This window comes from Stieleria neptunia (genome assembly GCF_007754155.1).
Classification (GTDB): domain Bacteria; phylum Planctomycetota; class Planctomycetia; order Pirellulales; family Pirellulaceae; genus Stieleria; species Stieleria neptunia.
This window is the reverse complement of the sequence record NZ_CP037423.1, coordinates 767,059-792,797: the sequence shown is the minus strand read 5'-3', so window position 1 is coordinate 792,797 and position 25,739 is coordinate 767,059. Positions and strand designations below refer to the sequence as shown.

Here is a 25,739-nt window from a genome sequence, read left to right as displayed (position 1 = left end):
GCATTTTCCACTTGTGTTTCTCGAGGTTTTAGCGGCAGGGCGCGAGCCCTCCGGTTCTTCCTCTTTGCCAAAACACCGGAGGGCTCGCGCCCTACCGCTAAAAAATGCTTCACAGCGTTGCCCGCGCGGCCTCTGAAACCTGCGGCTGGCGGCGGTTTCTGTTGACTCGGCGGGGTAATTTGGACTATTTGGGGTGCATGAACCAGACAATCTTCTTTTCGGTGGGCGAGCCCAGTGGCGATCAGCATGCGGCTCGGTTGATTCGGGCGTTGAAGGGCCGGCAGCCGGAGTTGACGATCCGTGGCTTTGGCGGCCAGGAGATGCGTCGGGCCGGATGCGCGGTGGATTTGGACCTGACCGAGCATGCGGTCGTCGGAATCTTGGAAGTCCTTCCCAAGCTGCGGGAATTCTTTGGTTTTGCCGATCAGGCCGAAGCGATTTTTGCCGCCGGTGGGGTCGATGCCGTCGTGCTGGTCGATTTCCCGGGTTTTAACTGGCACATCGCCAAGCGTGCTAAGAAATACGGCATCCCGGTGATCTACTTCTGCCCTCCCCAGTTGTGGGCCTGGGGCGGCTGGCGGGTCAAAAAAATGAAAGCGACGGTCGATCATGTGCTGGCCGTGCTGCCGATCGAGGAACAGTTTTTCGGCGGTCACGGGATTCCCACCAGCTTCGTCGGCCACCCGTTTTTTGACGCCGTCAGCGAATCGCAGCCCGATGCGTCGTTGATGCAATCCCTGACCGCGGCGGCCCCCCAAGCCCAAACGGTGGCCGTGCTGCCGGGCTCGCGGACGCACGAGGTGCATCGAAATTGGCCGGTGATGCTCGATGCGATCGCGGAGTTATCGGCAGCCAACCCGGAGACGCGGTTTGCGGTCGCCGCGTACCGTGAAAAACATTTCGAGTTCTGCAAAACGACAGCGGCTGCCAAAACGGCGGCATCGGGCCGGCCGCTGCCGATCGATTTCTACTGGGGCGCGACCAGCGAAGTCATCGAACATGCCGCCTGTGCGATGATGGTCAGCGGCTCAGTCAGCCTGGAATTGATGGCTCGGCAAACCCCTGCCGCAGTGGTCTACCGTGTCGGTCGATTCCTGTACGCCTTCGGGAAATGCGTCGTCAAAGTCGAGAGCATGACGCTGCCGAATTTGATGCCGGAAGCCTCGGGGCCGGGCAGCGATGGTGCTGGCAGCAACGAACGGGTGTTCCCCGAAATCGTCTCCGTCGGCAACCCCGCCACGGCCAAGGATTTCCTGGTGGCGACGGTCGGGCGAATGTTAAACGACCCCCAATATCTGGCGATGAAACGTCGGCAGTTGGCAGGGTTGCGGGACCGGTACGCCAAACCGGGGGCATGCGACCGGGCCGCGGCGAAGCTATTGAAGCTTTTGGCGCCCGATGCGGTGGCCGATTTGCCGAAGCGGGCGGCATAGTGGCTTGCTTCGGTATCACCGCAACAGAGCTCTCCCCATCTCCCTTTCCCTCCATTTCGACAGGCTGAAAGCCTCTCCCACGGTGGTAGCCGGCTTTTTTTGTGAATTCTTGGGTGTGGTGGGCAAACCGGTTGCCGCCGGAAACCGTACTGTTTCGACTGTGACCCTTCGTCCGGCCGGGCCAGTCACGGCGTGTTGATTCAATCGATCCCCCCACCGCATTGATCTTTTCATCCTGATGACGACCGAAACGACTCCACCGCGTTCCCTCGGTGCTGTGATGAGCAGCGAAGCGGGTTATGAAGCCGATGTTGATGATGCTCCGCTGAGAATCTCCGGTTTCGTCGCGCTGTTGTTGTCGCTGTTGAGCGGGTTCACGATCGTGGCGTTACCGATGGTCGGATTTGCGATCGCGGCGGTGCTGTTCGGCATGTTCGCGCTGCGGAGAAGCGATTCGCAATCGGTGCCGGTTGGCACGACAGCCGCGCGGATCGGGATCGTGTTGGCGGTGCTGTTTGGCACCTGGGGTGTCGGCCGCTACGTGCTCAAGCGGAACACGTTGGGCGGACAAGCGGAATACTTTGCCCGCCAGTTCGTGCGGGTGGCCAGCAGCGGAAACGAGATCTATGCACAGGAACTTCAGAAGAGTTACGTCAATCGCTACCTGAAAACGATGCCGCTGGAGGAGACCTACGAGCTGGAGCGGCTGAAGATGGAACGTCAAATGAAGGAAGCCCAGGAGCGTGGTGAAGAGTTTTCGCCTCCGGGAGATGAGGACAACTCCACGATCACCGGTCTGGTCAAGTATCCGGTCGACAAAGAATGGGTGCTGTGGCGTCCGGTACGTGTCTTCAGTCACTATGGTCGCCAGAAAGCCGAAGTGGTTTTGGCATCCGACCACACGAAAGACGCGTACAAGCTTCGGATCGTGTTGGAGTACTTGGTCCACAAGGATCGGGGCACGTCGGAGTGGTACGTCGAAACCTGTTTGCCGTACCGTGAGCGGATCGTTGCCGAGTCGGTGCTGTAGCGAACGCCATCGAGTCGTTCGGCGAAGTCGACGGCTTCGCCGCCGTGAGTCAACTTTCGGCGGGCCGCTGATTTAGTCGGGTTCTACTGAGTCAATGGTGAGCCGTTGGCCGTAAGGCCTCGGGCGGGCGTCGCAATGCCCGGCCGCTGACGCGTCGCGGCTCACAAAAACGACAGCCCGCGAGCCGTCCGGTTGCATCGTGAAAGACCGGAGGGCTCGCGCCCTTCCGCTAACAAGAAACACCCCGGTGGGTGTCAAAGGCGAAATGACAGGCTGGAAGCCGACCCCAAGGGTTAGCGGAAATCTCGGGTGCGGAGTTGCAGGCCGCTGACTTGGGAGGACAGATCGGTGATGCGGCCGGTGATCACGTGGATGACGCCGCTGCGGTTTTCCAGTTTTCCGTCGACGAGCCAGGCATTGCTGGTCTTGGCGACCTTGAAAAACCGCTGCCAGACCTTGGGGAAAATCACCAGGTTGACCGAACCGGTTTCGTCTTCCAATGTGACAAAGGTGATGCCCTTGGCGGTGCTGGGCTGCTGACGCATCAACACCAGGCCGGCGACGCGGACGTGCCGGCCGTCGCGAAGTTCGGGCAGCTGTGCGGAAGTCACGCAGCGGAGCCGATCGAGTTCCTCGCGGGCGAAGGACATCGGATGGGCCTTCAAGCTCAGTCCCGTCGTGTTGTAGTCCGCGTACACTTCTTCCAGCGGTGACATCGGAATCAGGTCTTCAGGTAACGCTTCGTCGTCATCGACGTCATCCAGCAGCGGTGCGTCGCCGGGCTTGTCGGCTTGACCGAGCGATTGCCAGATGGCGGCGCGGCGGTCCCCCGCGATGCTCGACAGTGCATCGGCATCGGCGAGCAATGAGATCACCGCCTGGCCGATGCCGGCACGTCTGGCCAGGTCGGCGATGTCGCGGAACGGTCCGGATTGTTGCCGCGCCGCGACCAGTGATTCGGCCGCATCGGCGCGCAGTCCGCGTACCGTGTCCAGCCCCAAACGGATTGCCGGGCCGCTGCGATTAGGGTCGGGCTCAAGCGTCGATTCCCAATCACTTTGGTTGACATCGACCGAGCGAACTTGCACGCCGTGCTGCTTGGCATCAGCGATCAACTGCGCCGGCGCATAGAAACCCATCGGCTGGCTATTGAGCAACGCACAGCAATACGCCGCCGGATAATGGCACTTCAGGTAGCACGAGGCGTAGACCAGCAGCGCGAAACTGGCGGCATGGGATTCGGGGAAACCGTATTCGCCGAAGCCGCGTATCTGGTTGAACACTTGCTCGGCAAATTTCCCGGTCAGACCGTTTGCCTGCATCCCTTCGAGCAGCTTGATCCGGAACTTGTCGATCACGCCGGGGCGCCGCCAAGCCGCCATCGCGCGACGCAGTTGGTCGGCTTCGCCGGGGGTGAATCCCGCGGCGACGACGGCCAACCGCATCGCCTGTTCTTGAAAGATCGGGACGCCGAGTGTTTTTTCCAAGACGTTGCGGATCGCATCGTTGGGGTAGACGACGGCGTCGGGGTTGTCGCGGGCTTTCAAGAACGGGTGAACCATGTCGCCTTGAATCGGTCCCGGCCGCACGATCGCGACTTCGATCACCAAGTCGTAAAAACAACGGGGGCGCAAACGCGGCAGCATGCTCATCTGGGCGCGACTTTCGATCTGAAAGACGCCCATCGTGTCCGCGCGACAAATCATGTCATAGGTCGGTCGGTCGCCGTGTGGCAGCGTGGAAAGCGACCAGGCGTCGCCATGGTGATCGGCGACCAAGCCAAAACAACGATGGATCGCGGACAGCATGCCGAGCGCGAGCACGTCGACTTTCAGGATCCCCAATTCATCCAGATCGTCCTTGTCCCACTGAATCACCGTTCGCCCCGGCATGGCGGCATTTTCGATCGGACACAACTCGCACAGCCGGCCGGCCGACATCACCATGCCCCCGACGTGTTGGGAGAGGTGACGTGGAAATCCGACCAGCGTGCGGACGAGATAGCTGAATCGTTGCCCGATCGGGGATTCCGGATCCAGGCCACATTCGGCCATGCCGGTCGGCAGCGCATCGTCGCTGCGATAGCTGCTGGCGATCTTGGACAGCGAGTCGATCAGATCGGCCGACAATCCGAGTGTCTTGCCGACTTCACGGATCGCGCTCTTGCTGCGGTAGGTCGTGACGGTGGCCGTCATGCCCGCCCGATCGCGACCGTATTTGTCGTACAGATACTGCAGCACCTCTTCACGCCGTTGGTGTTCAAAATCGACGTCGATGTCGGGTGCTTCGTTGCGTTCGCGGCTGATGAATCGTTCGAACAGCAAGTCGGTTTGGCTGGGATCGACGTTGGTGATTCCGAGGCAATAACAGACCGTTGAATTGGCCGCACTGCCGCGGCCCTGGCACAAAATGTCTCGGCTGCGTGCAAATCGCACCATGTCCCAAACGGTCAAAAAATAGGCTTCGTAATGCAGTTCCGCGATCAGTTCGATTTCGTGTTTAAGAAGTTCGATGACGCGATCGGGCACGGCACCGGGCCAACGTTGTTTGGCCCCTTCCCAGGTCAGCCGTTTCAGATGTTCCAAAAGCGTCATGCCCGGCGGGGCGATTTCTTGCGGATACTCGTATCGCAATTCAGCCAAGCTGAACGTGCATCGCTGGGCGATTTGTACCGTTCGCTCGATGGCCTCGGGGACATCGCGAAACAGTTCCGCGATCTCCGCCAGCGGTCGCAGATGGTGCTGGCTGTTGGCGAAACGTTGTTCGTGCACCTGGTCGATGGTCGTGCCGTTGCGGATGGCGGTCACGCAATCGTGCATCAACATCCGATCGGCGGTGTGGTAGTGCACGTCGCCGGACGCGACCAGGGGCACGCCGGACTGCAACGACAGCGTGCGCATTTGCGCAATCGTCGCGCGGTCATCGACGCCATGATGGAGCGAGCACAGCAGGTAAGCCGAATCACCGAACTGATTGCGAAACTCGCCGCGGAGGAATTCGAGTGTCAGATCCGGGCGTGCCTGTTGAGGTCCTTTTTCAGCGACGGGGTCCTCGTCTCGGGCAGTTGCGTGCTGCGACGAAAACGCCCCGGCGATCAAACCTTCGCCGAGTTCGACAATGTCGGACCAGCTCAACTCGCAGTGTCCCTTTTCACACCGCAGGCGACCGCGTGAAAGCAATTGGCAAAGGCGTCCATAGGCGGCCCGATCGGTCGGCCAGAGGACCATGGAGGGCGCATCGATCGGATGGACTTCGGCGCCGACGATGTATTTAAATTTCAGGTCCCGCGCGGCGCCAAACCCGCGCACCACGCCGGCCAGGGTTTCCGAATCGGTCAAGGCGATTCCGTCATAGCCGAGATCCGCCGCCCGGGTGACGAGTTCGTCGGGATGCGAGGCACCGCACAGGAACGAAAAATTGCTTTTGCAGTGGAGTTCGACGTATCGCATGACACAACGGTTTGAAGTGGCGTAAGCTTCCAGCTTGCGTTTGACGAGTGAAACGAGATGGCAAGCGGGAAGCTTACCCCACTTTGAATCCTTGACCAAACGCTAGGTTTTCCCGCGGCGACTGCACAGCAGCGCAGGCAACAACATCAAATCGGCCACCAGGGCTGCGGTCAGCAGCAGGAACATCATCCAGGCGAATCGCCGGGTCGGTTCAAAGTCGCTGAGTGCGAACACGAGCAATCCCAATCCACACACGATCGTGGTTTGCGTGATCGCGCTGCCGCAGTGCTGGATCGTTTTAGCGACCGCATCGGTCGGCGCTGTGCCGCCGGCCGTTTCGCGACGGCAATACATCAGGAAATGGACCGTGTCGTCGACCGCGATTCCCAATGCGACACTGGCCGTCATCATCACCCCGATATCCAGCGACTGGTCCAGCCATCCCATCAGGCCGAACAGCACGCAAATCGGGAACACGTTGGGAATCATGGCGACCAGACCGAGACGCAGGCTGCCGAGCGCAACGAGGATGACGGCACCGATGACCAGCATCGCCGTGAAGAAACTGCCGATCAAGTCCTTGAGCAACATCTGTTGAGCACTCTCGATGACCGGCATCACGCCCGTCACCGTCACCGCGACGTCCTGCCGGTCGACCACGCCCCGATCGAGGACCGCCTGGTGGGCGGCGACCAAATCGGACAGGTAGGCCGACGCGTCGACCTGTTCAAAGGCAGGCACACGCGTGGTGACCCGCCAGAGTTGCGCGTCCGGCGTTTCATGCAAGTACCCGAGTTCCGCCAGCCGAACACGATCTTGATGAAACCGTTTTGAGATCACGCTCCGCCGCATCGAAGCGCGCAGCGTGTTGGATGTCGGCAACGAAGGCAGAAACGTCAGCGCCGAAGTCGCGCCGCGAGCCGGCGGTTGATTGGCCGCGGAGACGTGGATTTCACGGATCAACCGCAGCCGGTCGAACAACGTCATCGGCGACGCGGCGTCAAATCGGACGACCGTTTCGACCGGGATCAACGGAACGACCTCGGATTCCAACCAGCGGTGATCTTGGATGACCGGATGGTCGGCCGTCAACAGATCGAACACTTCGACCGTGGTCCGCAATCGGGCCAGCCCGAGCGCCGTGAGCGCCATGATCGAGAGGCCGGCGACGGCGATCAGTGACCGGCGGCGGACCACGACGGATGCCAACGCGGCCAACGACGTTCCCATCCAGCCAGACCGGTCCCGCCTCGTCTGGGGCCACCGCTGTAGCACGCCGGGAAGGGTCAGCAACATCAGCAAGGTGGTCAGCAACACACACCCTGCCGAGATCAACGCGAATTGCCGCACCGCCGAGATGTCGCTGACCAACAGGGACAACAATCCCGCGGCCGTCGTCGTCGCCGACAACAGGCAGGGCTTCCATCCAATCGTCAGCATCCGCTCCGCCGCCCCGGCGACACCGCGCGCGTCGACTTCGTCACGGTAGTAATTACACAGATGAATGCCGGTCGACGCGGAAAGGACGAAGATGAGCGGCGACATCACCACGAACACCGCATTCATGGTGTGCCCGGTAAAGTGGACCAGCGAGATCGCCAGCTGTTCGCCGAAGAACCCGACGCCCAAGACCAACAGGATCATTCGCCAGGAGCGCAGGAACAGACAGCACAGCAAAACAATCACCGCAGTCGATGGAAGGGAAAGCCAGAGCATCGAATCGACACTCGCGTCATCAATCGCTTTGCCGATCACCGGGGTTCCACCAATGTGGTACTCATCAGCGGACAGTTCGAGATCGATTTGCAACACCGACCGAATCCTGGCGATCGATGCATCGCGGCGGACCGCCCCATCGGCCGTCAACACCGCCATCGCGCAACTCATATCGCTGGGGCCGATCAACGAACCGCGGAGCCGCTCGATCGCTTGCCGGCGACTCAGCTCCAATGGCGGCGTCTGCAGTGCGGCGAGGGAGGATCGTCCGGACAACACGCGTTGGAAAAGTGCCTCCGAATGGACATCGGCGTGCCCGCCGTCGGCGCGCGACAACGCCGCGGCAAACCGATCCAACCGCGGGTCGTCGACCGTGCAGCCCTGCCAGGAAACCAGGATGACGTCGTGCGTTCGAAAGTCGTTGACGAATTGAAAAAACTGACGCCGCTCTTCGCTCTCCGGCGGAATCCACATGACCGGCGAGTTGTACATCGCCTCCATACTGCGACCGGCCCCCACGATCGCCAGCGGCGCGAGGAGGAGAATCAACCCCAGCGCGATCAGACTGCGATGAAAAAGCGTCAAACGCATGGCGGGGCTGAATGGGGCTGGACGAGACGGTGCAATTGGCGGCTAAAGAACGATGCGAAACGCGATGAATCCTCATGATCTCCCCGATGGAGTGTGACGTGGTCAGCGGACCGTTGTACGACGTCCTTTCTAGGTCGTCGCGCAGAGCCCCACGGGCGACGGCCCGGAAGGGCCATCGTACATCAGAAAAGCGATCGTCTTAAGCTGGACGGTCCCTGCAGGCGATTCCTGGTCGCTGCGGAGCAGCGAGAGGCGGCGGCTAAAGCCTGTACACCAACACGTATGCCCGTGATTTTAGCCTCGCAAGCTCGACCTGCGCGCGAAGTGTGACGTGGCGACGCGCGGCCAAGATTTCTCATTGACGAGACCTCACCCCCCATTACTATGGAGGCCTCGTTCGCTCGCAGACACCCCGAGAGCCCATGCAAACCTCGCCGCCAAACAAGCCAATCGCGTTGGTCGGCATGGCGTGTCGACTGCCAGGGGCCGATGACTTGGAGGGCTATTGGAAGGTCATTCGCGACGGCGTCGCGACGGCCCGACCGCTTCCGGAGGCTCGTTTCGACCGAACGCTCTACTTCGATCCGCGGCGGGGAATCCCCAACCGTTCTTATTGCGACATCGGTTGCCTGGTCAACGAAAACGCTCGTGGCCGGCACTACGATTCGCTTCCCGCGGCGGTTCAAGGTTGTCCCGAAGGGGCCTACCGCACGTTGTGCGACGTGGCCGCAGAGGCCTTGGACGATTCCGGAGCCGAACTCTATCCCGCCAGACGGCGATCCGGCGGCGTCTACTTGGGACACTCCCGCAGCAGCGGACTGGCCGGCGATCTGGCCTATGGAACTTGCATCGCACAATCGGCCCGGTTGCTGGGTGACGTGGAATCGTTCCGCGAGTTGAATGTTGACCATCAACGGGTGATCGACGAACTCGTCTCGGAAGTGCGTCGCGACATGCCGCATCGAGACGAACAAGGGCGTCCCGCCTTGGGCCCCCACGTGGCCTCGGCGATGTTGGCCGAGACCTTTGCCATGGGCGGTCCCTGCATGACGTTTAATTCCGCCTGTGCGTCCTCGCTGAGCGCCCTCCATCAGGCGGTGTTGGCATTGCAACAAGGCCGCATTGACATGGCGATGGTCGCCGGCGCATCGGTGTGCCATTTCGAAACCCTGGTGATGTTCTCCCAGGCCCAATCGCTGAGCAGTGTGATGTCCCGCCCCTTCGATGACGATGCCGACGGCCTGGTCGTCGGCGAAGGGTACGCCATCGTGATCCTCAAAACGCTTGAGCAAGCGGTCCGCGACGGCGACCGGATTCACGGGGTCATTGGCGGCATCGGAGTCTCGTCTGACGGCAAGGGCAAGAGCCTGTGGGCGCCGCGCAAAGAAGGCCAGATTTCGGCCATCCGCCGGGCCTATGGCGATGACCTGAAGACAGGAAACCTGCAATACATCGAAGCACACGCGACGTCCACACAACTCGGCGATGCCACGGAACTCACCGCGTTGGCCGAGGCATTGAAGCTTCCCGCCGGCAGCCGGATTCCGATCGGCAGTGTGAAAGCGAATATCGGTCACACGCTGGAGACCGCCGGACTGGCGGGGCTGATCAAAGCCGCGCTGTGCATGCGTCACCAGACCATCGCGCCGGCGGTCAACGTCAGACAGTTGAACCAGTCGATCGACTGGGGATCGCTGCCCTTCTATGTGCCGATGCAAGCCGAGCACTGGCCCGAACCGGCCCCCGGCGTGCCACGGCGTTCCGCGGTCAACGCATTTGGCATCGGCGGCCTGAATGTCCACGTCGTGCTCGAAGAGTTCGTCGGCGACGGATCCCGGACGGCATTGCATGCCGGTGTGGATGTGACGCATCCGACCGACCGTCGGCAACGCATCGCCAACGTTCACCGCGCCGGGGCAACCCCTGGCGAAGCCATCGCCGTTGTCGGACGGGGCGCCGTGTTGCCGGGCGCGTTGAACGTCGACGCGTTGGCCAAGTTGCTGATCAGCGGAGACGACCCCAAAGGAAGAATTCCGGAACATCGCCTCCACCCCGACGTCTACCTCGATCCCTCCCGCCCCAGACCTTGGCACTGCATCAACAACCTGGCGGGGGTCGTGCGGGGATTTCAATACGATTGGCGCAAGCACAAGATTCCGCCCAAACAGATTGCCAACGCCAACCCGTTGCAGTTCATGATCCTGGATGCGGTCGACCAGGCCTTCCGTGAAGCCGGATTGGACCGTGACGCGACCGATCGCATCGGCGTGGTGGTCGGCTCGCCGTTCGGCGGCGAGTTCGCGACCCAGTTGCTGATGGGATTGCGATTGCCGGAATTCCAACGGCGTCTGACCCGTCTGCTCGGCCGGCTCGGGTGCGATCCCCGGCAGTGCGAAGCGGTCAGCGGGCAGTTTGCCGAAACGCTGATCCAGGCGATGCCGGCGCTACTGGACGAAACCGGCAGTTTTACCAGCAGCAGTCTGGCGTCGCGCATCACCAAATCGTTCAATCTGATGGGCGGGGGCGTCGCCGTCGACGCGGGGACCTGTTCGTCTGCGGCGGCGTTGATGTGCTGCGTCGACCAACTCGCCACGGGGGCCTGCGACATGATGGTCTGCGTCGGCGGCCAGGAAGACCTCAGTGCGACCTTTTTGGAACGAGTGGGGCTGGCCGGACTGCTCGCCAAGGGGACGCCCCATTCGCCGCTGGACGCCGCGGCCGGTGGGATGGTGCCGGCGGAGGGTTGCGGGGCGCTGCTGTTGATGCGGCTGGCCGACGCGAAACGACAAAAACGCAACGTTTTGGGTATCATTCAAGCCTTGGGGGTCGCCACCGCCGACAGCCAGTCCGAAGCGTCCGAACGCGCGATCGGCGACGCCTTTGGGCGGACCACCCGCGGGGACGCACCGCTGGCAACCGGCGACGTCGCCCGGATCGAAACCACCTCGGTCGCCTGCATCCAGCGGACCGCGGAAGAATTGGAGGGGATCTACCACGCCTACGCCGAGCGCGCTCGGCAACGTCCCATTTCCCTCGATTGTCTGATGACACAAACTGGTCACCTCGGAGCCGCCTCGGCGATCACCGCGCTGATCAAATCGACTCTGGAACTTCAACACCTGAAAACGACGGCCACGTTTGGACTGACCCACCCGTTGCCGTTGATCGAATCCAACCCGCTGTTCGATGTCGCCTCCCGGCCCCAGCCGCTGGAAGCGTCCGACCGCAGCGGACGCCTCGTCACCGCCGTTCATAATGCCGAACGTCGAACCGCCTATCACATTCTTCTCCAACGAGATGCGAAAGTGCATGCTCCCAGCAAATCCCAGGCCCCCAAATCCCAGGCCCCAGTGACCGCCGACGCCACCTACGACTGCCACGTGGTCGACGGCGTGACGATCGTCGACGCGACGCGACGCCGAAAGGAATTGATGCGCGACAAGGCGATGCGTCAGTCCGTCGCCGCGTCGGATTCGCCGACGAGCGCTCCCGCTGCAGTCAGCGACCCTCGCCAGAGCATCGCCCCAGCGCCGATCGCCCCAGCGCCGATCGCCCCAGCGCCGATCAACCCAGCGCCGATCGCTCCACCACCGGTTCGCGGCTGCGACGTCGAGTCGGCATCGAAAGAAACGGCCGCGGCAGACACGGCGCATCACCCGCAGCCCCACCCCGCAACGACCGGCCTGTCCGACGACGCATTAAAAGAGTTTTTGACGCGTTTTGTCGTCGAACAAACCGGATATCCGCCGGAATTCGTCGAGATGGACGCCGACTTGGAAGCGGATTTGGGAATCGATTCGATTAAAAAAGCTCAAATGTTCGGCGAGCTGGGCGAACACTTCTCGATCACCCCCGACGAGACGCTCACGCTGGACGATTTCCCCACGCTGCAGCAGATCTTCGACTACCTCGCCGCGCCGCAAGGATCACCAGCACCAGCGGTCGAAACAAACCGTGATCCGGTTGCCACACCAGCCGTAGCGACGAGCGAGCCGCCCGCCGCTGCGCCGACAACGATTGCCCCACCCAATCCAACGGACGACCCCAGCGCTACGGACGACCCCAGCGCTGCGGCGAATCGATCGACATCAACGGAAGATCCACAACTGGATTTGACTCCCGACGCGAAACGGATCAGCCGCACCAAAGACTTGCTCGATTTGGCGGGGCTCTGCATGCCCTATTTCGCTGAACACGAATGCGTCACCCAAGACACCACGCGGGTCGACGGCAAACAGGTCGTCACGTTCTGCAGTTCGAACTACCTGGGCATGTCCGGAGACCCGATCGTCTCGGCCGCCGCCAAAGACGCGATCGATCGCTACGGCACCAGTGTGTCCGCGAGCCGTCTGATCGCGGGCAAGCCGCTGCACCGCGAACTCGAAGACGAATTGGCGGCGTTCTTGGGAGTCGAGGCGACACTTGTTTTTTCGTCGGGCTATGCCGCCAACGAATCGATCATCGGCCATCTGTTCGGCCCCGGCGATCTGGTCATCCACGATTCGCTTGCCCACAACTGCATCATCCAAGGCGCCGAACTGTCGGGGGCGCAGCGGCTGAGTTTTCCGCACAACGACGCCGCGGCGCTGGATCGGCAATTGCAGCAGATCCGGCACAAGTATCGCCGCACGTTGATCGCAATCGAGGGTGCCTACAGCATGGACGGCGATCATCCGGACCTGCCGGCATTCCTGGACATCAAGCGACGACACGACGCGTTTCTGTTGGTCGATGACGCTCATGCCATCGGCACGATGGGCACGACGGGGCGCGGCAGCCCCGAGTTCTTCCATCTCGATCCGAGTGGAATCGACTTGTGGGTCGGGACACTCAGCAAGGCGTTTGGCAGTGGCGGGGGGTTCGTCGCCGGCAGTCGCGAGTTGGTCGAGTACTTGAAATACAGCACGCCGGGATTCATCTACACGGTCGCCCTTTCACCGGGCAGCGCCGGAGCCGCCCTGGCGTCGCTGCGTCTGTTGCAGCAACAACCCGAGCGAGTTGCCAAACTGCAACGCAACGCCCGACTGTTGCTGGAACTGGCCAGGCAGCGTGGCTTGGACACCGGCCCCGCCGGCGACACACCGGTCGTTCCGATCATGGTCGGAAATTCGCACACCGCGCTGCTGCTCTCACGTCGTTTACTCAGCCGCGGCATCGACATCCAGCCGATCGTCTATCCGGCGGTGGAAAACGACGCGGCACGGTTGCGTTTCATGATCACCGCACGGCACACCGAAGCACAAATTCGCACGACGATTGATGCCCTGGCCGAAGACTTGCAAGCCGTCCAAGCGGAAAGCGTTCCGATCGCCCAGTGGCAATCGCTGTTGGCCGGCAAGAGCCCGATGCCGGATCCGATCGCGGAGCAACCTCCGGCCGGTCAGACGGCTGCGGCTCCGACCGTTGCAGCGACCGCACCGACGATGTCAGCGACAGAACGGACTGTGTCAACAACTGCATCGGCGCCGGCGGCGTCACCCGTTGCACCATCGGAGTCGAACGGGCCACACGATTGGACCAAGACCGACCTGCAGGATTACTTAGTCAATTTCATCGTCGAACAAACCGGATACCCGCCGGAGTTCGTCGAGATGGACGCCGACATGGAAGCCGACTTGGGGATCGACTCCATCAAGAAAGCGCAATTGTTCGGCGAACTCGGACAGCACTTTGAGATCACGCCGGATGAGAACCTGACGCTGGACGATTTCCCAACCTTGCAGGAAGTCTTCGATTACATCGGCGACCAAATCGGAATTGGCGCATGATCAGCAGTTGCAACCCATTATGGAAACCGGTGAGCATGCGGCTGGATCAACGCGACTCCAAACCGTCTTGGCCGCGTGCGTTCCAGTCGTGGCTGACGCCGCGCGAATTGGAAGAACTGAATTGTTTTCGAGCGCCGAATCGGCGCCTTGACTGGATCAGTGGACGGTGGTGCGCGAAACAACTGCTGGGCCAAGTGGTTCCCGAAACTACCGACTCGCCGCTCGAGTGGCAGATCCTATCGCGGGCGTCGAAGCGCGTCGGGTGCCGCCCCACCGTGTTTCGAAATGGAATCCGACAACCGATCGATCTGTCGCTCGCCCACTGTGCATCGATCACCGTTGCCGTCACATCTCACCGTCGCATCGCTGTCGATCGGCCCGATGCGTCTCGGATCGGCGTCGATGCGGTCGATCGGACTGAATTGCCCGCCAGTTTTGCGCAGACCTGGTTCTCGACCACCGAACGTCGCCTGCTGCAAGACCATCGCTGGCCGATCGCCGCGGGATGGGCTGCGAAAGAGGCGGTGTTTAAAGCCGGCAACGGTGGCGAAGCGTTTCGGCCGGGGCATCTGCGCATTCTCGAAATCAACGGCGATGGATGTCGGGTTCAAGACGAAACCCGATGCCCGGCAGACGTGCGAATCGACGTGCTTGATGACGCGATCATCGCGGTCGCAGGGGCGAATCAAAACGTGCAGCGCGGACGCCGGCTCGGGATGGATGATGCCAAACAACGATCGACCGTCTGACCCAGCCGACGGGTGCAATCTCAAATCTCAAATCTCCTGACTTTAACGGAATCTATGTATCTCATTTGGCTGGGCAGGTGGTGTTTTTTAGGCCCGGAGGGCCGGAAGAATGGATGCCGGTGGCGTGAGCCACCGGAGATGATTCAATGGAATTCCAGAGGCCCAGCGGGCCGACACAATGCCCCGGCTTCCAGTGGCGCCGCGGTTCAGGAGACAGATTGTGCCGGCCTTTCAGGCCTTCGCTCCCTTTCCTTTTCACACCGGTGGCTAACGCCACCGGCAAACATTGTGCCAGCCCTCCGGGCTTCGGCGCGGATCGACATAGAAAACGTTAGAGTCAGCAAATCTCACGTCTCCTATTTCAAATCTCTAGTTTTGCATCCCGCATCATGATTGATCTCAAAGAAAAAGTCGCATTGGTCACCGGCAGCTCGCGGGGGATCGGTCGCTCGGTGGCGATCACGTTGGCCGAAGCGGGGTGCGACGTGGTTGTGAATTATGTCACGTCGCAGAACGAGGCGTTGGCGACCGCCAAACAGGTTCAATCGCTGGGCCGTCGATGCTGGATCGTTCGCGCCGACGTCAGCGAAGAAGAGGATGTTCAATCGATGTTTGAATTCATCGAGCGAGAAATCGGACAATTGGACATCCTGGTCAGCAACGCTGCGACCGGCGGATTCCGCCCCTTACTGGCCTCCAACCCGAGACACTTCGCCGCGGCGATGAACACCAACGTGCTGGCGCTGATCCATCTGGTCAAATCCGCCGTGCCGCTGCTAGAAAAGGCACGGGACCGCGGCAAGGTGATCGCGATCTCCAGTCATGGATCGCATCTGGCCCTGCCCATGTATGGCTTGATCGGGGGATCGAAAGCCGCGTTGGAAAGCATCACACGGCACTTGGCATTGGAACTGGGGGATCTTGGCATCAACGTCAACGTGGTTAAATCGGGTCTGGTCGAAACGGATTCGACGCGTCGCATCCCGGGTGCGGAAAAGATGTTTGCCGCCCGAACCGCCAAGACCATGATGGGGAAACGTCAGTTGGATCCGTCGGACGTCGCCAACGCGGTGGCGTTTTTATCCAGCCCGATCAGCGATTTGATTCAAGCGACCACCCTCACCGTCGACGGGGGAGCCGCCGCTCACGTGTAGCTGCACACGTGTAGCCGTGTCTGTCGCTGCGGAGTCGAACCATGAATGTCGCCCCGAACTATCGATCTTCGGAAATCCGATCCGCTGACACGCCACTGGCCGTGATCGGTATGGCCTGTCGTTTGCCCGGCGCAAACGACTTGGATGAATACTGGTCGCTGATGATCGAAGGCCGCAGCGCGATCGCAGAACTTCCCGCCGAGCGGTTGGACCAGCGACGCTTTTACGACCCGAACATCGGACAGTTCGGCAAGACCTATTCCAAGATCGGCGGGATCGTCGGCGACCGACCGACGCCGATCGAACCGTTTCGTCTTTCCGACCACGACATCGAAAACGCGGACCCTTCGCATGTGGATCTGTGCCAAGTCGCGGGTCAGGCGATTCGCGACGCAGGCCTGGATCCGCACGCCACCGGTTCGACACGTGGCGGTGTGTTCGTCGGCCACCAACGCGGATCGAATTTGATCGGTGAAATGACGCTCGGCGTGATGGCCACCGAGGCGATGGATTGTCTTCGGCAAACGGAACACGTTTCACGTCTGTCCCCACGGGAGCAAGCCGCCTTGGTCGAGGAGATGGCCGCGCGGGTGCGGCGGGATCGGCCGCAGCGGCATCCGGGTGGCGGTCCGTTCTTGGAAAGCTCCGAAGCATCGCGGCTGATCTCCAGAGCGTTCGGACTGGACGGCCCCTGTCTGTCGATCAACGCCGCATGCAGTTCTTCGTTGGTCGCGTTGGCCGCCGGCGCCCACGCGCTGCAACTGGGTGACATCGACGTGGCCGTGGTCGGCGGATTGTCCTACTGCAAGCTGGACGCGTTGATCCTGTTTTCGCAGGCGCAAACCGTCAGCGCCACGGGGTCGCGGCCGTTTGATGCCGACGCCGACGGATTGGTCGCCGCGGAAGGCTACGTCGTCGCGGTCGTGAAAACACTTGAGCGAGCGTTGGCGGACAAGGATCCGATCCGCGCGGTGATCCGTGGCATCGGCGTTTCCTCCGATGGCAAAGGCAAAAGCCTGTGGGCGCCGCGGCGTGAAGGACAAATCGCGGCCGTCCGCCGCGCCTATTCGGCCGAGGTGACGCCGAGTTCGGTTCAGTATGTCGAGGCCCACGCGACGTCGACGCCGGTCGGCGATTCGACGGAAATCAACAGCCTGGCCGAAGCGTTCAACGAATCATTCGATCGGCGGCTGGATCGCAAAATCCCGATCGGCAGCGTGAAAGCCAACATCGGCCATACGCTTGAAGCCGCCGGACTGGCCGGGCTGGTCAAAACGGTACTGGCGATGCAGCACCGCATGATTCCGCCGGTGATCAATCTGCGCCAGCCGAACCCGAAAGTGGATTGGGCGGCCGCGCCGTTTCAATTGCCGACCAGCGCGATCCCCTGGCCGGATCCGCCACCGGGCGGCCCCCGGCGGGCCGGCGTCAACGCCTTCGGTATTGGCGGATTGAACGTCCACGTCGTGCTGGAGGAACACTCGACCGCGACGCCCATCCGTTTTCGTTTCCCCCACGATCCATCCGCCGAAGACCGATCGATCGCGGTGGTCGGCGCCGCGCTGTTGACACCCGGAGCGCGAACGGTCGGGCAGTTTTGGGACCTGCTGTCGACGGGACGAGACCCCAAAATCCCCGTCCCGTCCGATCGCTGGGATGTCCGATTGAATCACGGGGACGAAGGGCAATCTTGGGTCGGCGGGTTTATCCAGGATTACCAATACGATTGGCGACGGCACCGCATTCCGCCGAAACAAGTCGCCAACGCCGATCCGCTTCAGTTCATGATTCTGGACACGGTCGCCCAGGCGCTCGAAGATTCCGGATACGAATCGAAGCTGGATCATGAACACACCGCGGTGATCGTCGGCAATCTCGTCGGCGGCGAAGCCAGTTCCCAGTTGCTGGTCGGACTGCGTTTGCCGGTGCTTCGTGAAATCATCGAATCGGTGCTGAGAGACAAAGACGTTCCGCCGGCGCAGATCGCCGAGACGTCGCAGCGTTTTGCCGAGGTGTTTTTCGAACGGATGCCGGCACTGTTGGACGAAACCGGCGGATTCAGCAACAGCTCGCTGGCCTCGCGGATCACCAAGACATATGACCTGATGGGCGGTGCGTTCGCCCTGGACAGCAGCGACAACTCGTCCATCATGGCAATCAACACGGCCCGAGGGTTTCTGTTGCGCGGTGACTGCAAGATGGTGATCGCCGCCGGAGCCCAGCGCGACCTCGGCCCCCATGCGTTTGAATGCCTCCGCTTGTCCGGTCGGCTGAGCCCGTCCGGTCATGTGCGATCGCTGGATCAACACTCCGACGGCATGGCCCCGGCCGAAGGCGTCGCGGTCGTGCTGCTGAAAAAGCTCAGTGACGCGAAGGCCGACGGCGACGAAATCCTGTCGGTGATCCGCGAGATCGGTGTGGCGCGTCACGACGATCAACAAACCGCACAACGTCTGGCGATCGGTCGGGGGCTCTCGGGGGCAGAGGTCACGCCGGATCAAGTCTCAGCGATCGAGCTTTCCGCCGGCGGCGTTGCCGACGAGGACCGCGATGAGTTTGCCGCGATCGCCCAACAGTACGCCGTCAATCGCGAACGTCCGATCCATCTGCGTTCGCTGGCCGGACAGATCGGTCACGCCGGCGGCGCGGCGGGAATGATCGCGCTCGTCAAATCAACCCTGTCGCTCGTCAACCTTCAATCGCCGGTCGGTCTGCTACCCGATCAGCCGATCGACACACTGTCCGACCAATCGTGGTGTGAGTTGCCAGCTGACAACCAGGACTTGCCGCTGGTCGATCCCAGCGGACGAGTCTTTTCCACCCTGAATTCCTACGCCAGGGGCATGGCTTGTCACGTCGTCATCGAACGGGGACAACCCGTCCCAAGCACGACGTCTCAAGCCGCTCCCGGCAAAACGATTCGGCCCGTGCCCAAGACCGATCACGGCTATCGAAGCTGGGTTTGCGAAGCCAACTCCTTGTCCGATCTGATCGATGGTGCAAAGCAGATTGCCGCCGGTGGATCCGTCGATGCAGCGGACACATCCCGCGGCACTGCACGCTGCGGACTGGCGATCGTTTATCGATCCGACGACGAACTTCGCAAGCGAGCGGGGCTGTTCGTTTCCCGCCACTCGGATCCCAAACGCGCGGCCCTGTTTGAAAGCCAAGGCATCTACTGCGTCGAGCGAACGAGGCGGCCGATGGTGGCGTTCCTGTTTCCGGGACAGGGGTCACAGTACCCGTCGATGCTGACGGATCTGGTCCAAGGGCATCCCGTCGCCTCCGCCGCCGCTGCTCGAATCGATTCCATCCTGCAATCTTTGCAATTTCCGAGCTATCGAGATCTGGTCGTCGATCAAGCGGATCGTCTGGGAACCGATGTTTGGCACACACAACTCTCCTTGCTGGTCGCCGATTCGATTCTGATGGAAGTGGTCGATGCGATGGGCATCAAACCCGATCGCATTTCGGCACACAGCTATGGAGAGTTCCCGGCATTGGTCGCCGCCGGTGCGTGGAATTTCCGTGATGCGGCGCTGGCAACGTTCCATCGTTGTCGGTTGATCACCGAGTCCACCCAAATCGACGGCGCCATGCTGGCGGCCGACTTGGATCGCGGTGATGCGCAAGAATACTGCAACGCGTTTCCGGGCGAAGCCTTTGTCGCCAACTGCAACAGCGACCGACAAACCGTCATCGCCGGCAGCCATGGCGCGATTGAGAATTTAAAAACTCGGCTGATCGAAGCAGGGGTCCACGCCAAGATTCTTGACGTGCCACGTCCCTATCACACGCCCTTGATGGCACCGATGCAACCGGCCTTCCGACAGATCCTTGCCCAAATGGAAATCGCACCGCCGCGGACTCCGTTGCTGAGCAGCGTTGACAACCGCTACGTCGCTGAACCCGACACGATTCGCGAGAACCTGGTCCGGCAGTTGGTGCAGCCGGTGCTGTACACCGATCAGATCCGGCGATTGGCTGGCGAAGGCGTGAACGTGCTGGTGGAAATCGGTCCCAGCCCGGTTTTGACACGGCTGCACGAGCAGATCGTCGGCGACGAAGTGCTGTGGATCGCAACGGATCACAAGAAGCGGCACCACCAGGAAACGTTGACCCGGCTGGATGCCGCATTGCGCGCCGCGGGCGTCCCGACCGGCCGATCGGATGGCATGGAAACGCGGTTGCGGATTGCGGGCTCCGCGGGTGACGTGCAGGCAACGGCGACGAATTCCGAAGCGGGACTTCAGCTCTTGTTCCTGGAGGGTTCGCCCCGCGCGATGGGGGCCGCACACGGTCACGCGATGGCGGCGGCGATTCGCCCCATGCTCGATCGTTACCAAGAAATCGCGACGGGCAAGTTAGGCAGAACACTGCCCGATCTGTCGCGTGCCAAATCGATGCTGGACACGCTGGTCGACGAATCGGCGATCGAAGAAGTGCGTGGGATGGCCGAGGCCGCGGGTGTCCCCGTCGAAGCGCTGCTGGAACACAACCTGTACGCCTATCCGGAGATCGGCGCCGGTTGCACGCAAATTCTCGCCGGACGACCCTCATCATCGACGCGATCGGGCGACCAACCATCCGAGACACAATCAACCGAGACACAGTGGCTGCACGCGGCCAATGAAGACATGCCGCTAGGGTTGTTTCTACGCGACTCGATGCGGCGCTGCGTGCAAGTCCGGCGACCGACCGACGGGTTGCCGCACGTGTTGTTCTCCGCCGCAGGCCACGCGTTTGGAATCAACGGCGTCAATGCGGCCGGAGTGGTCGTCACCAGTTCGATGTTGTTGGACCGGCCCCGCCGCACCGAAACGCATGACGGATTGCTCCACTCGATCGTCATCCGTCGCGTCCTAGAAACGGCCGAATCGGTTGACGACGCGCTCGACATGCTGCGGCGCGAGCGCACGACCGGCGGCTGGGGCATGTGCATTTCTGACTCGATCGGCAGCAGTCCCGCCTACGTCGAATACGATTGTGGAACATTCCAATCCAAGCGGCTGATGGAACATCATTTGGTCAGCAATCATGCCCAACTGCTATCACCCGTCATCGACACCCCCAAGCACTCGCTGTTGCGCCAACAACGGCTCGAAGCACTGTGGCGGCAGAAAGGCGACGAGGCTCCGTCAACCGCGATGCTGCAGCGATGGTTGAGGGATCAGTACGACGAAGGCCGCGGCAGGGAAGTCCGCTTTGCGACCATGAACACCATTCGCAGAGTCGACAACCAGGTCAGCGTTCTGTTTGATGTCTTTTCCGCTCGGGCCTGGACGACGCCGGGCAATCACGCGACCGGGGCGGACGCGAATCAGTTTTTCGAACTCGATTTGAAGGAGCTGATCGGATTGCAACCGGGCGGGCGACTGCGTCAACACGCCGCCGCGAGCCCGATTGCCGAGAAGAAACCAGAAACTGCAACCGACCGAGTGATCTCCTGGCAAGCATTTTCGCAGCGTTCAACCGGTGTCGACGGCCGATCGCCGGTCGATGATTCGGGAAAGGCCTGCAATCGATTCGCATTGCGTTGCATCGAAACTCCGCCCGCGCCCCAGACCGATGTGGCGACGACGTTCCGCGGCGGCGTCTTAGTGCTGGGCGACAACGCCGCTGCCGACAGACTTGCCGAAACGCTGCAAAACGCTGGCGTGCGTTGTCTTCATCTGCGCCAGTTGGACGATGTTGATGTTGCGATGTCCGAATTGGAAACCTTTTGCCGGACCGGTGTGCCGACCAGCCTGTTCTTGCTGACGGCATGGGATCAAAACGCTGCGGAGGGTGCATCCAACGAGCATTGGCAACGACGCCGGCGAAGCGGCATGTTGGTTCCCTATCAACTCTGCCAACGCTGGCTGAAGCTGCTGGGCGAAAAGGATTTAGTCGGCGAGGGAACGATCGGCGGCGGCGTCCGCTTGGGCGGCATGTTGGGCTTTGACGACCACGTGAGCTCGCCCGAAGGAGGATTCACGACCGGGCTAGTCAAGGGTCTGTTGATCGAACTGGGCTTCGCCGCGCAGACAACGTTCCGTGCCCGCGTCGTCGATTTTGACGAGGATGCCGACCCGCGTTTTGTCGCGGCTCGATTGATCGACGAATCCGCCTCATCGGCCGGACGGACGGCGGAAATCGCCTATCGCGGCGGCAAACGTCACGCCGTCGCGCCCGTCAATTTCCCCGTCAGCGAACTCCCCACCGTCACGCCGGATTTCGGCCGGGTTTGGGTCATCACCGGCGGTGCCCGGGGAGTCACTGCCAAGATTGCCAAAGCGATCGGCCAACAATTCGGCGTCAAACTGCACCTGATCGGATCAAGTCCCTTGCCGGAAATCGACGACGGTTGGCGAGACTTGGACCCCGACCAGAGAAAGCGACTGCGTGCGGAGGTCGTTCGCAAGGCACTTGAGGCGGGGGAGGTTCCCATCGAGGCTTGGTCGCGCGTGGAAAAGGCCTTGGAGATCGACGAAAACCTTCGCGACTTTGCCGATTCGGGACTGGATGTCACCTACCATGCCTGTGACGTCAGCGACCATCACGCGCTGGAAACGTTACTCGACCAGATCCGCCAATCGGACGGTTCAATCGACGGCATCGTGCACGGTGCCGGCTATGAAAAGGCGGCCAGTTTCGCCAAGAAGAAGCTTTCGTCGGTCCAGCGAACGATCGTAGCGAAAGTCGACGGCGCGATCTCGCTGATGGAGTTGACGCGACAAGACGACTTGAAGGTCTTTGCCGCGTTTGCATCCATCTCGGGTCGGTTCGGCGGGGTCGGGCAAACCGATTACTGTTTGGCCAACGAGCTGCTGTGCAAACTGGTCAGCTGGTTCCGCAAGACGCGGCCCGGCGTTCATGCGGTCGCCTTTGATTGGCCGTCGTGGGATGAAGTCGGGATGGCCGTGCGCCCCGAATCTCGGCTCGCCAAGACGCTCGTCGACGCCAAGTACATGCCGGTCGATGAAGGCGTCGGACACTTCATCGATGAACTGCGACGCGGTTGCCCCGAAGCGGAGGTTTTGATCACCGATTGGGAACGCTACAAACGCTACTACACCGACGACTACGTTGCCGCCTTCAGCCCCTATCCGATGATTGACCGCGTCCGAGGTCTGGATGATCCACACGACCGCGGCATCACGACGTCGCACGTGGTCGATCCTGTTAACGATAACTTCCTGAGCCAGCACCTGTTGCGTGGCCGACCGATCTTGCCCTTCGTCGCCGCCGCAGAAGCCTGTGCCGAGGCGGCGAGTCTGCTGACCGATGGCCGGGTGGTGACGACGATCGAGAACTTTCGCATTGCCGAAGCGATGCGGTTCTTTACCGACCACCCCCAGGAAATCCGTGTCCGCGCCGAGCGGTCCGGTGACCAGGTCCGCTGTTCACTGCTGAGCGATTTTAAGAACCGCAAAGGGCAGCTGCTCCGCAAGGATCGCGTGCACGCCGAGTGCATCATCCGATCAGACCCGCCCGACGGTTCCACAGCCGAAACGGTTGACTTCCCCGATGTCCCCTACATCCCGGTCCATTACCTCGATCACAAATTGTCGGTCTATCACGGTCCGATCTATCGCCAACTGGAACACTTCTATTATTCCCAGCAGGAGTCGTGGGCGAAAATCAGAATTGCCGACCCGGCGGAATTTTTCTCGACCCGACGTGGCGATCGCATCGTGCTGCCCAGTGTGCTGATCGATACCTGCGTCTTTTCCGCAGGAGTGCATGAATGGACGATTGATCGGACGGCGATCGCGCTGCCGCATTCGATCGGCCGACTGCGGATGTTGGCGACACCCGTGGTCGGTGAACCCGTCACAGCCCAGATCGTCCCGCTCGAATCGACCGACAAACACGCGATTTTCGATATCAATGTCTGGGACCAACACGGACGTCCGGTGCTGCAGATCGAAAACTATCGCGCCAACGTGCTCGTCGCGACCATTCCACTGGATCGGGCACAATCGACCGATTGACGCTTGAACAGAGTCACAGAGCTGCCGCTAAGACCTCGTCAAACGCAGGAAAAAATCTTTCACGGCGTAGGGCGGAGCCTGGGAACAAGTCCGAATGTCAGAAGGTGACGCAACATGACATTTAGAGTTAGACAGACCACTACGTTGCCCCGCCGCCGTCCAACCACACGCCGTGGAATCCTGCCGGAACACGTTGCGGCATTTGGATGCGAGCGATGACGGGGTCGTTGTCAAATCGTCGGCAATCGAGAATCACAAATTCGGATCGATCGTCCGCTTCGTCATGCACCATCGAAACCAGATAGCCATCGTCTTCGCTGACTTGGTTCGGTCGGGGAACGAAGATGCCTTCACCGACAAGCTGACTGGCTGAAAATTCGTGACGCTGCGAGGTGTTTGCGTTCAGATCGTATTTAACCAATGCCGGAGCGTCGCTGGACAGAAACGAGGCTGCGTATCCGAATTGACATGGGGATCCCACCAAAGCATCATCCACGCGGGGAAATTCAGCGGGACGATCGTCGACGGCGCCTTCGACGACCCGGCCCGAATTCACGTCGACGACCCAGCGATACATGGTCGAATCGAGTTGCAGCTCGTCGCGAGATCTCGACTTGCGATCCAACACGCTCGGTGCACCGGGGAATCGGCAACCATAAAGCGTCAACGTGTCGCCGTTTTCCCAAGCGTTTAAGACGTGAAACAGAAACCCCGGTTCGACATCCAACCAACGCACTTCGTCGCCCGAACCGTAGCGTGGCAAAATGCCGATCCGGGCTCCGCGATCGTTCCGGTAGCGCAGCATCGCCCCTCCGACAAGCGGCATCAATGGACGCACCAGCATCGGAAAATCGAAGAAGATCGAAAAGCGACGCGTGATGGCAAAGTCGTGCATCATCACGGTCCTGCCGGTGGGGATCGTCGCCTGGTGCACCAACCGGCCTGTTCGATCCAAGATTCCATATCGGATTCGGTTGCCGCGTAGCGAATTTCCAAAAAACAACAGCTCGCCGGTGACAGGGTCAATCTTTGGATGAGCGGTCACGGCATGCTGTTGCGCGGCGAAGAAATTATTGGGTCCGACCGTTTCGAGGTCCCCGGGACGAATTTCATAGGGGGAGCCCGCTTCCCAGAGTGCGAAGAGTTTGCCGTGGTGCCAGACGAGCGAGGTGTTGGCTTTGTTGAAGAAATCGGCGCCGCCCTTTCGAGCCGCCTGCGCGAGCGTTTGCAAATGTTCCAACGGGCGGGCATTGACATAGCTTGGCGAATGGTTGCGCCCGCTCTCTTGCTGCTTTTTCCATGACGCGGTTCGGACAAAGCGATTCAGGTAGCTCGCCTTTCCGTCTTCGATTCGAACGCCATGCAACATCCCGTCACCGTCGAACCAATGATAGTGCGAACCCGGAGGAAACATCGGGTTGGGTCCATTGCGGACCCACATGCCGTTTAGATCATCGGGCAGTTTCCCGACGACGGGCAAGTCGCTTTTTGCGAGTTCGACCTGTGTGGGTGCGAGGGCGCCGGACAGATAGGCGTTCGTTGCGCGGGTCGGCGAGGGCGATTCGGCGGCGATGGAGTCGGACATATCAAGGGGATTCGTTGAGAGTGTTAACGCTCGGGTGATTTGTCACCCTTTGCAAGTCACATTCGATTCATACAACGAATCGTTACAGGCGAATCCTCGGTTTATTCGAAAAATCAGATGTCATGACTCATTGTCCGATTCAGCGCGACGTTTTTCCAAGACGTCGTCAACCGCATCGGCATCGCGAAGTGCCGAATGAAGATAACGTGGAGCACATCACCTAATGATACCGTGCCGATCGTATGCGGCTAAACCAATTCCGTAGCGCTGGTTGGAGCGATTGACTTT

9 protein-coding genes are annotated in these 25,739 nt (G+C 61.1%); 6 read left to right on the top strand and 3 right to left on the bottom strand.

Features of this window, described 5'->3' with window-relative positions; translation table 11 throughout:
• Positions 1 to 197 precede the first annotated feature (197 nt).
• Together Enr13x_RS02840 and Enr13x_RS02835 are read left to right on the top strand one after the other, a co-directional pair.
• Positions 198 to 1,433, top strand: a complete 1,236-nt coding sequence (locus Enr13x_RS02840) for a lipid-A-disaccharide synthase (protein ID WP_145384597.1) — start codon at positions 198 to 200, stop codon at positions 1,431 to 1,433.
• A 238-nt stretch (positions 1,434 to 1,671) separates the two neighbouring features.
• Positions 1,672 to 2,463: a hypothetical protein gene (locus Enr13x_RS02835; RefSeq protein WP_145384596.1), complete on the top strand. Its 792-nt coding sequence runs from the start codon at positions 1,672 to 1,674 to the stop codon at positions 2,461 to 2,463.
• Between the two features lie 293 nt (positions 2,464 to 2,756).
• Here Enr13x_RS02835 and Enr13x_RS02830 read toward each other — a convergent pair whose 3' ends face one another.
• Together Enr13x_RS02830 and Enr13x_RS02825 are read right to left on the bottom strand one after the other, a co-directional pair.
• Positions 2,757 to 5,912, bottom strand: coding sequence for an error-prone DNA polymerase (locus Enr13x_RS02830; RefSeq protein WP_145384595.1), 3,156 nt, complete (start codon positions 5,910 to 5,912; stop codon positions 2,757 to 2,759).
• Between the two features lie 102 nt (positions 5,913 to 6,014).
• Complete coding sequence (locus tag Enr13x_RS02825) at positions 6,015 to 8,219, bottom strand: efflux RND transporter permease subunit (RefSeq protein ID WP_145384594.1); 2,205 nt, start codon at positions 8,217 to 8,219, stop codon at positions 6,015 to 6,017.
• A 422-nt stretch (positions 8,220 to 8,641) separates the two neighbouring features.
• Here Enr13x_RS02825 and Enr13x_RS02820 point away from each other — a divergent pair, with 422 nt between their 5' ends.
• From Enr13x_RS02820 to Enr13x_RS02805, 4 genes are all read left to right on the top strand, one after another.
• The gene (locus Enr13x_RS02820; protein WP_145384593.1) at positions 8,642 to 13,987 is read left to right on the top strand and encodes an aminotransferase class I/II-fold pyridoxal phosphate-dependent enzyme; all 5,346 of its coding nucleotides are present in this window, start codon (positions 8,642 to 8,644) and stop codon (positions 13,985 to 13,987) included.
• Between the two features lie 35 nt (positions 13,988 to 14,022).
• Positions 14,023 to 14,736 (top strand): 4'-phosphopantetheinyl transferase family protein, encoded by a 714-nt coding sequence (locus Enr13x_RS02815; RefSeq protein WP_197455737.1) that lies wholly within the window; start codon positions 14,023 to 14,025, stop codon positions 14,734 to 14,736.
• A gap of 389 nt (positions 14,737 to 15,125) precedes the next feature.
• Complete coding sequence (locus Enr13x_RS02810; protein ID WP_145384591.1) at positions 15,126 to 15,890, top strand: SDR family oxidoreductase; 765 nt, start codon at positions 15,126 to 15,128, stop codon at positions 15,888 to 15,890.
• Positions 15,891 to 15,931: 41 nt separating this feature from the next.
• On the top strand, positions 15,932 to 23,866 hold the full coding sequence (locus Enr13x_RS02805; protein WP_145384590.1) for a type I polyketide synthase: 7,935 nt from the start codon (positions 15,932 to 15,934) through the stop codon (positions 23,864 to 23,866).
• 139 nt (positions 23,867 to 24,005) lie between these two features.
• Here Enr13x_RS02805 and Enr13x_RS02800 read toward each other — a convergent pair whose 3' ends face one another.
• A complete protein-coding gene (locus Enr13x_RS02800; protein ID WP_145384589.1) occupies positions 24,006 to 25,451 on the bottom strand; it encodes a carotenoid oxygenase family protein in 1,446 nt (481 codons plus the stop codon).
• Positions 25,452 to 25,739: the final 288 nt, after the last annotated feature.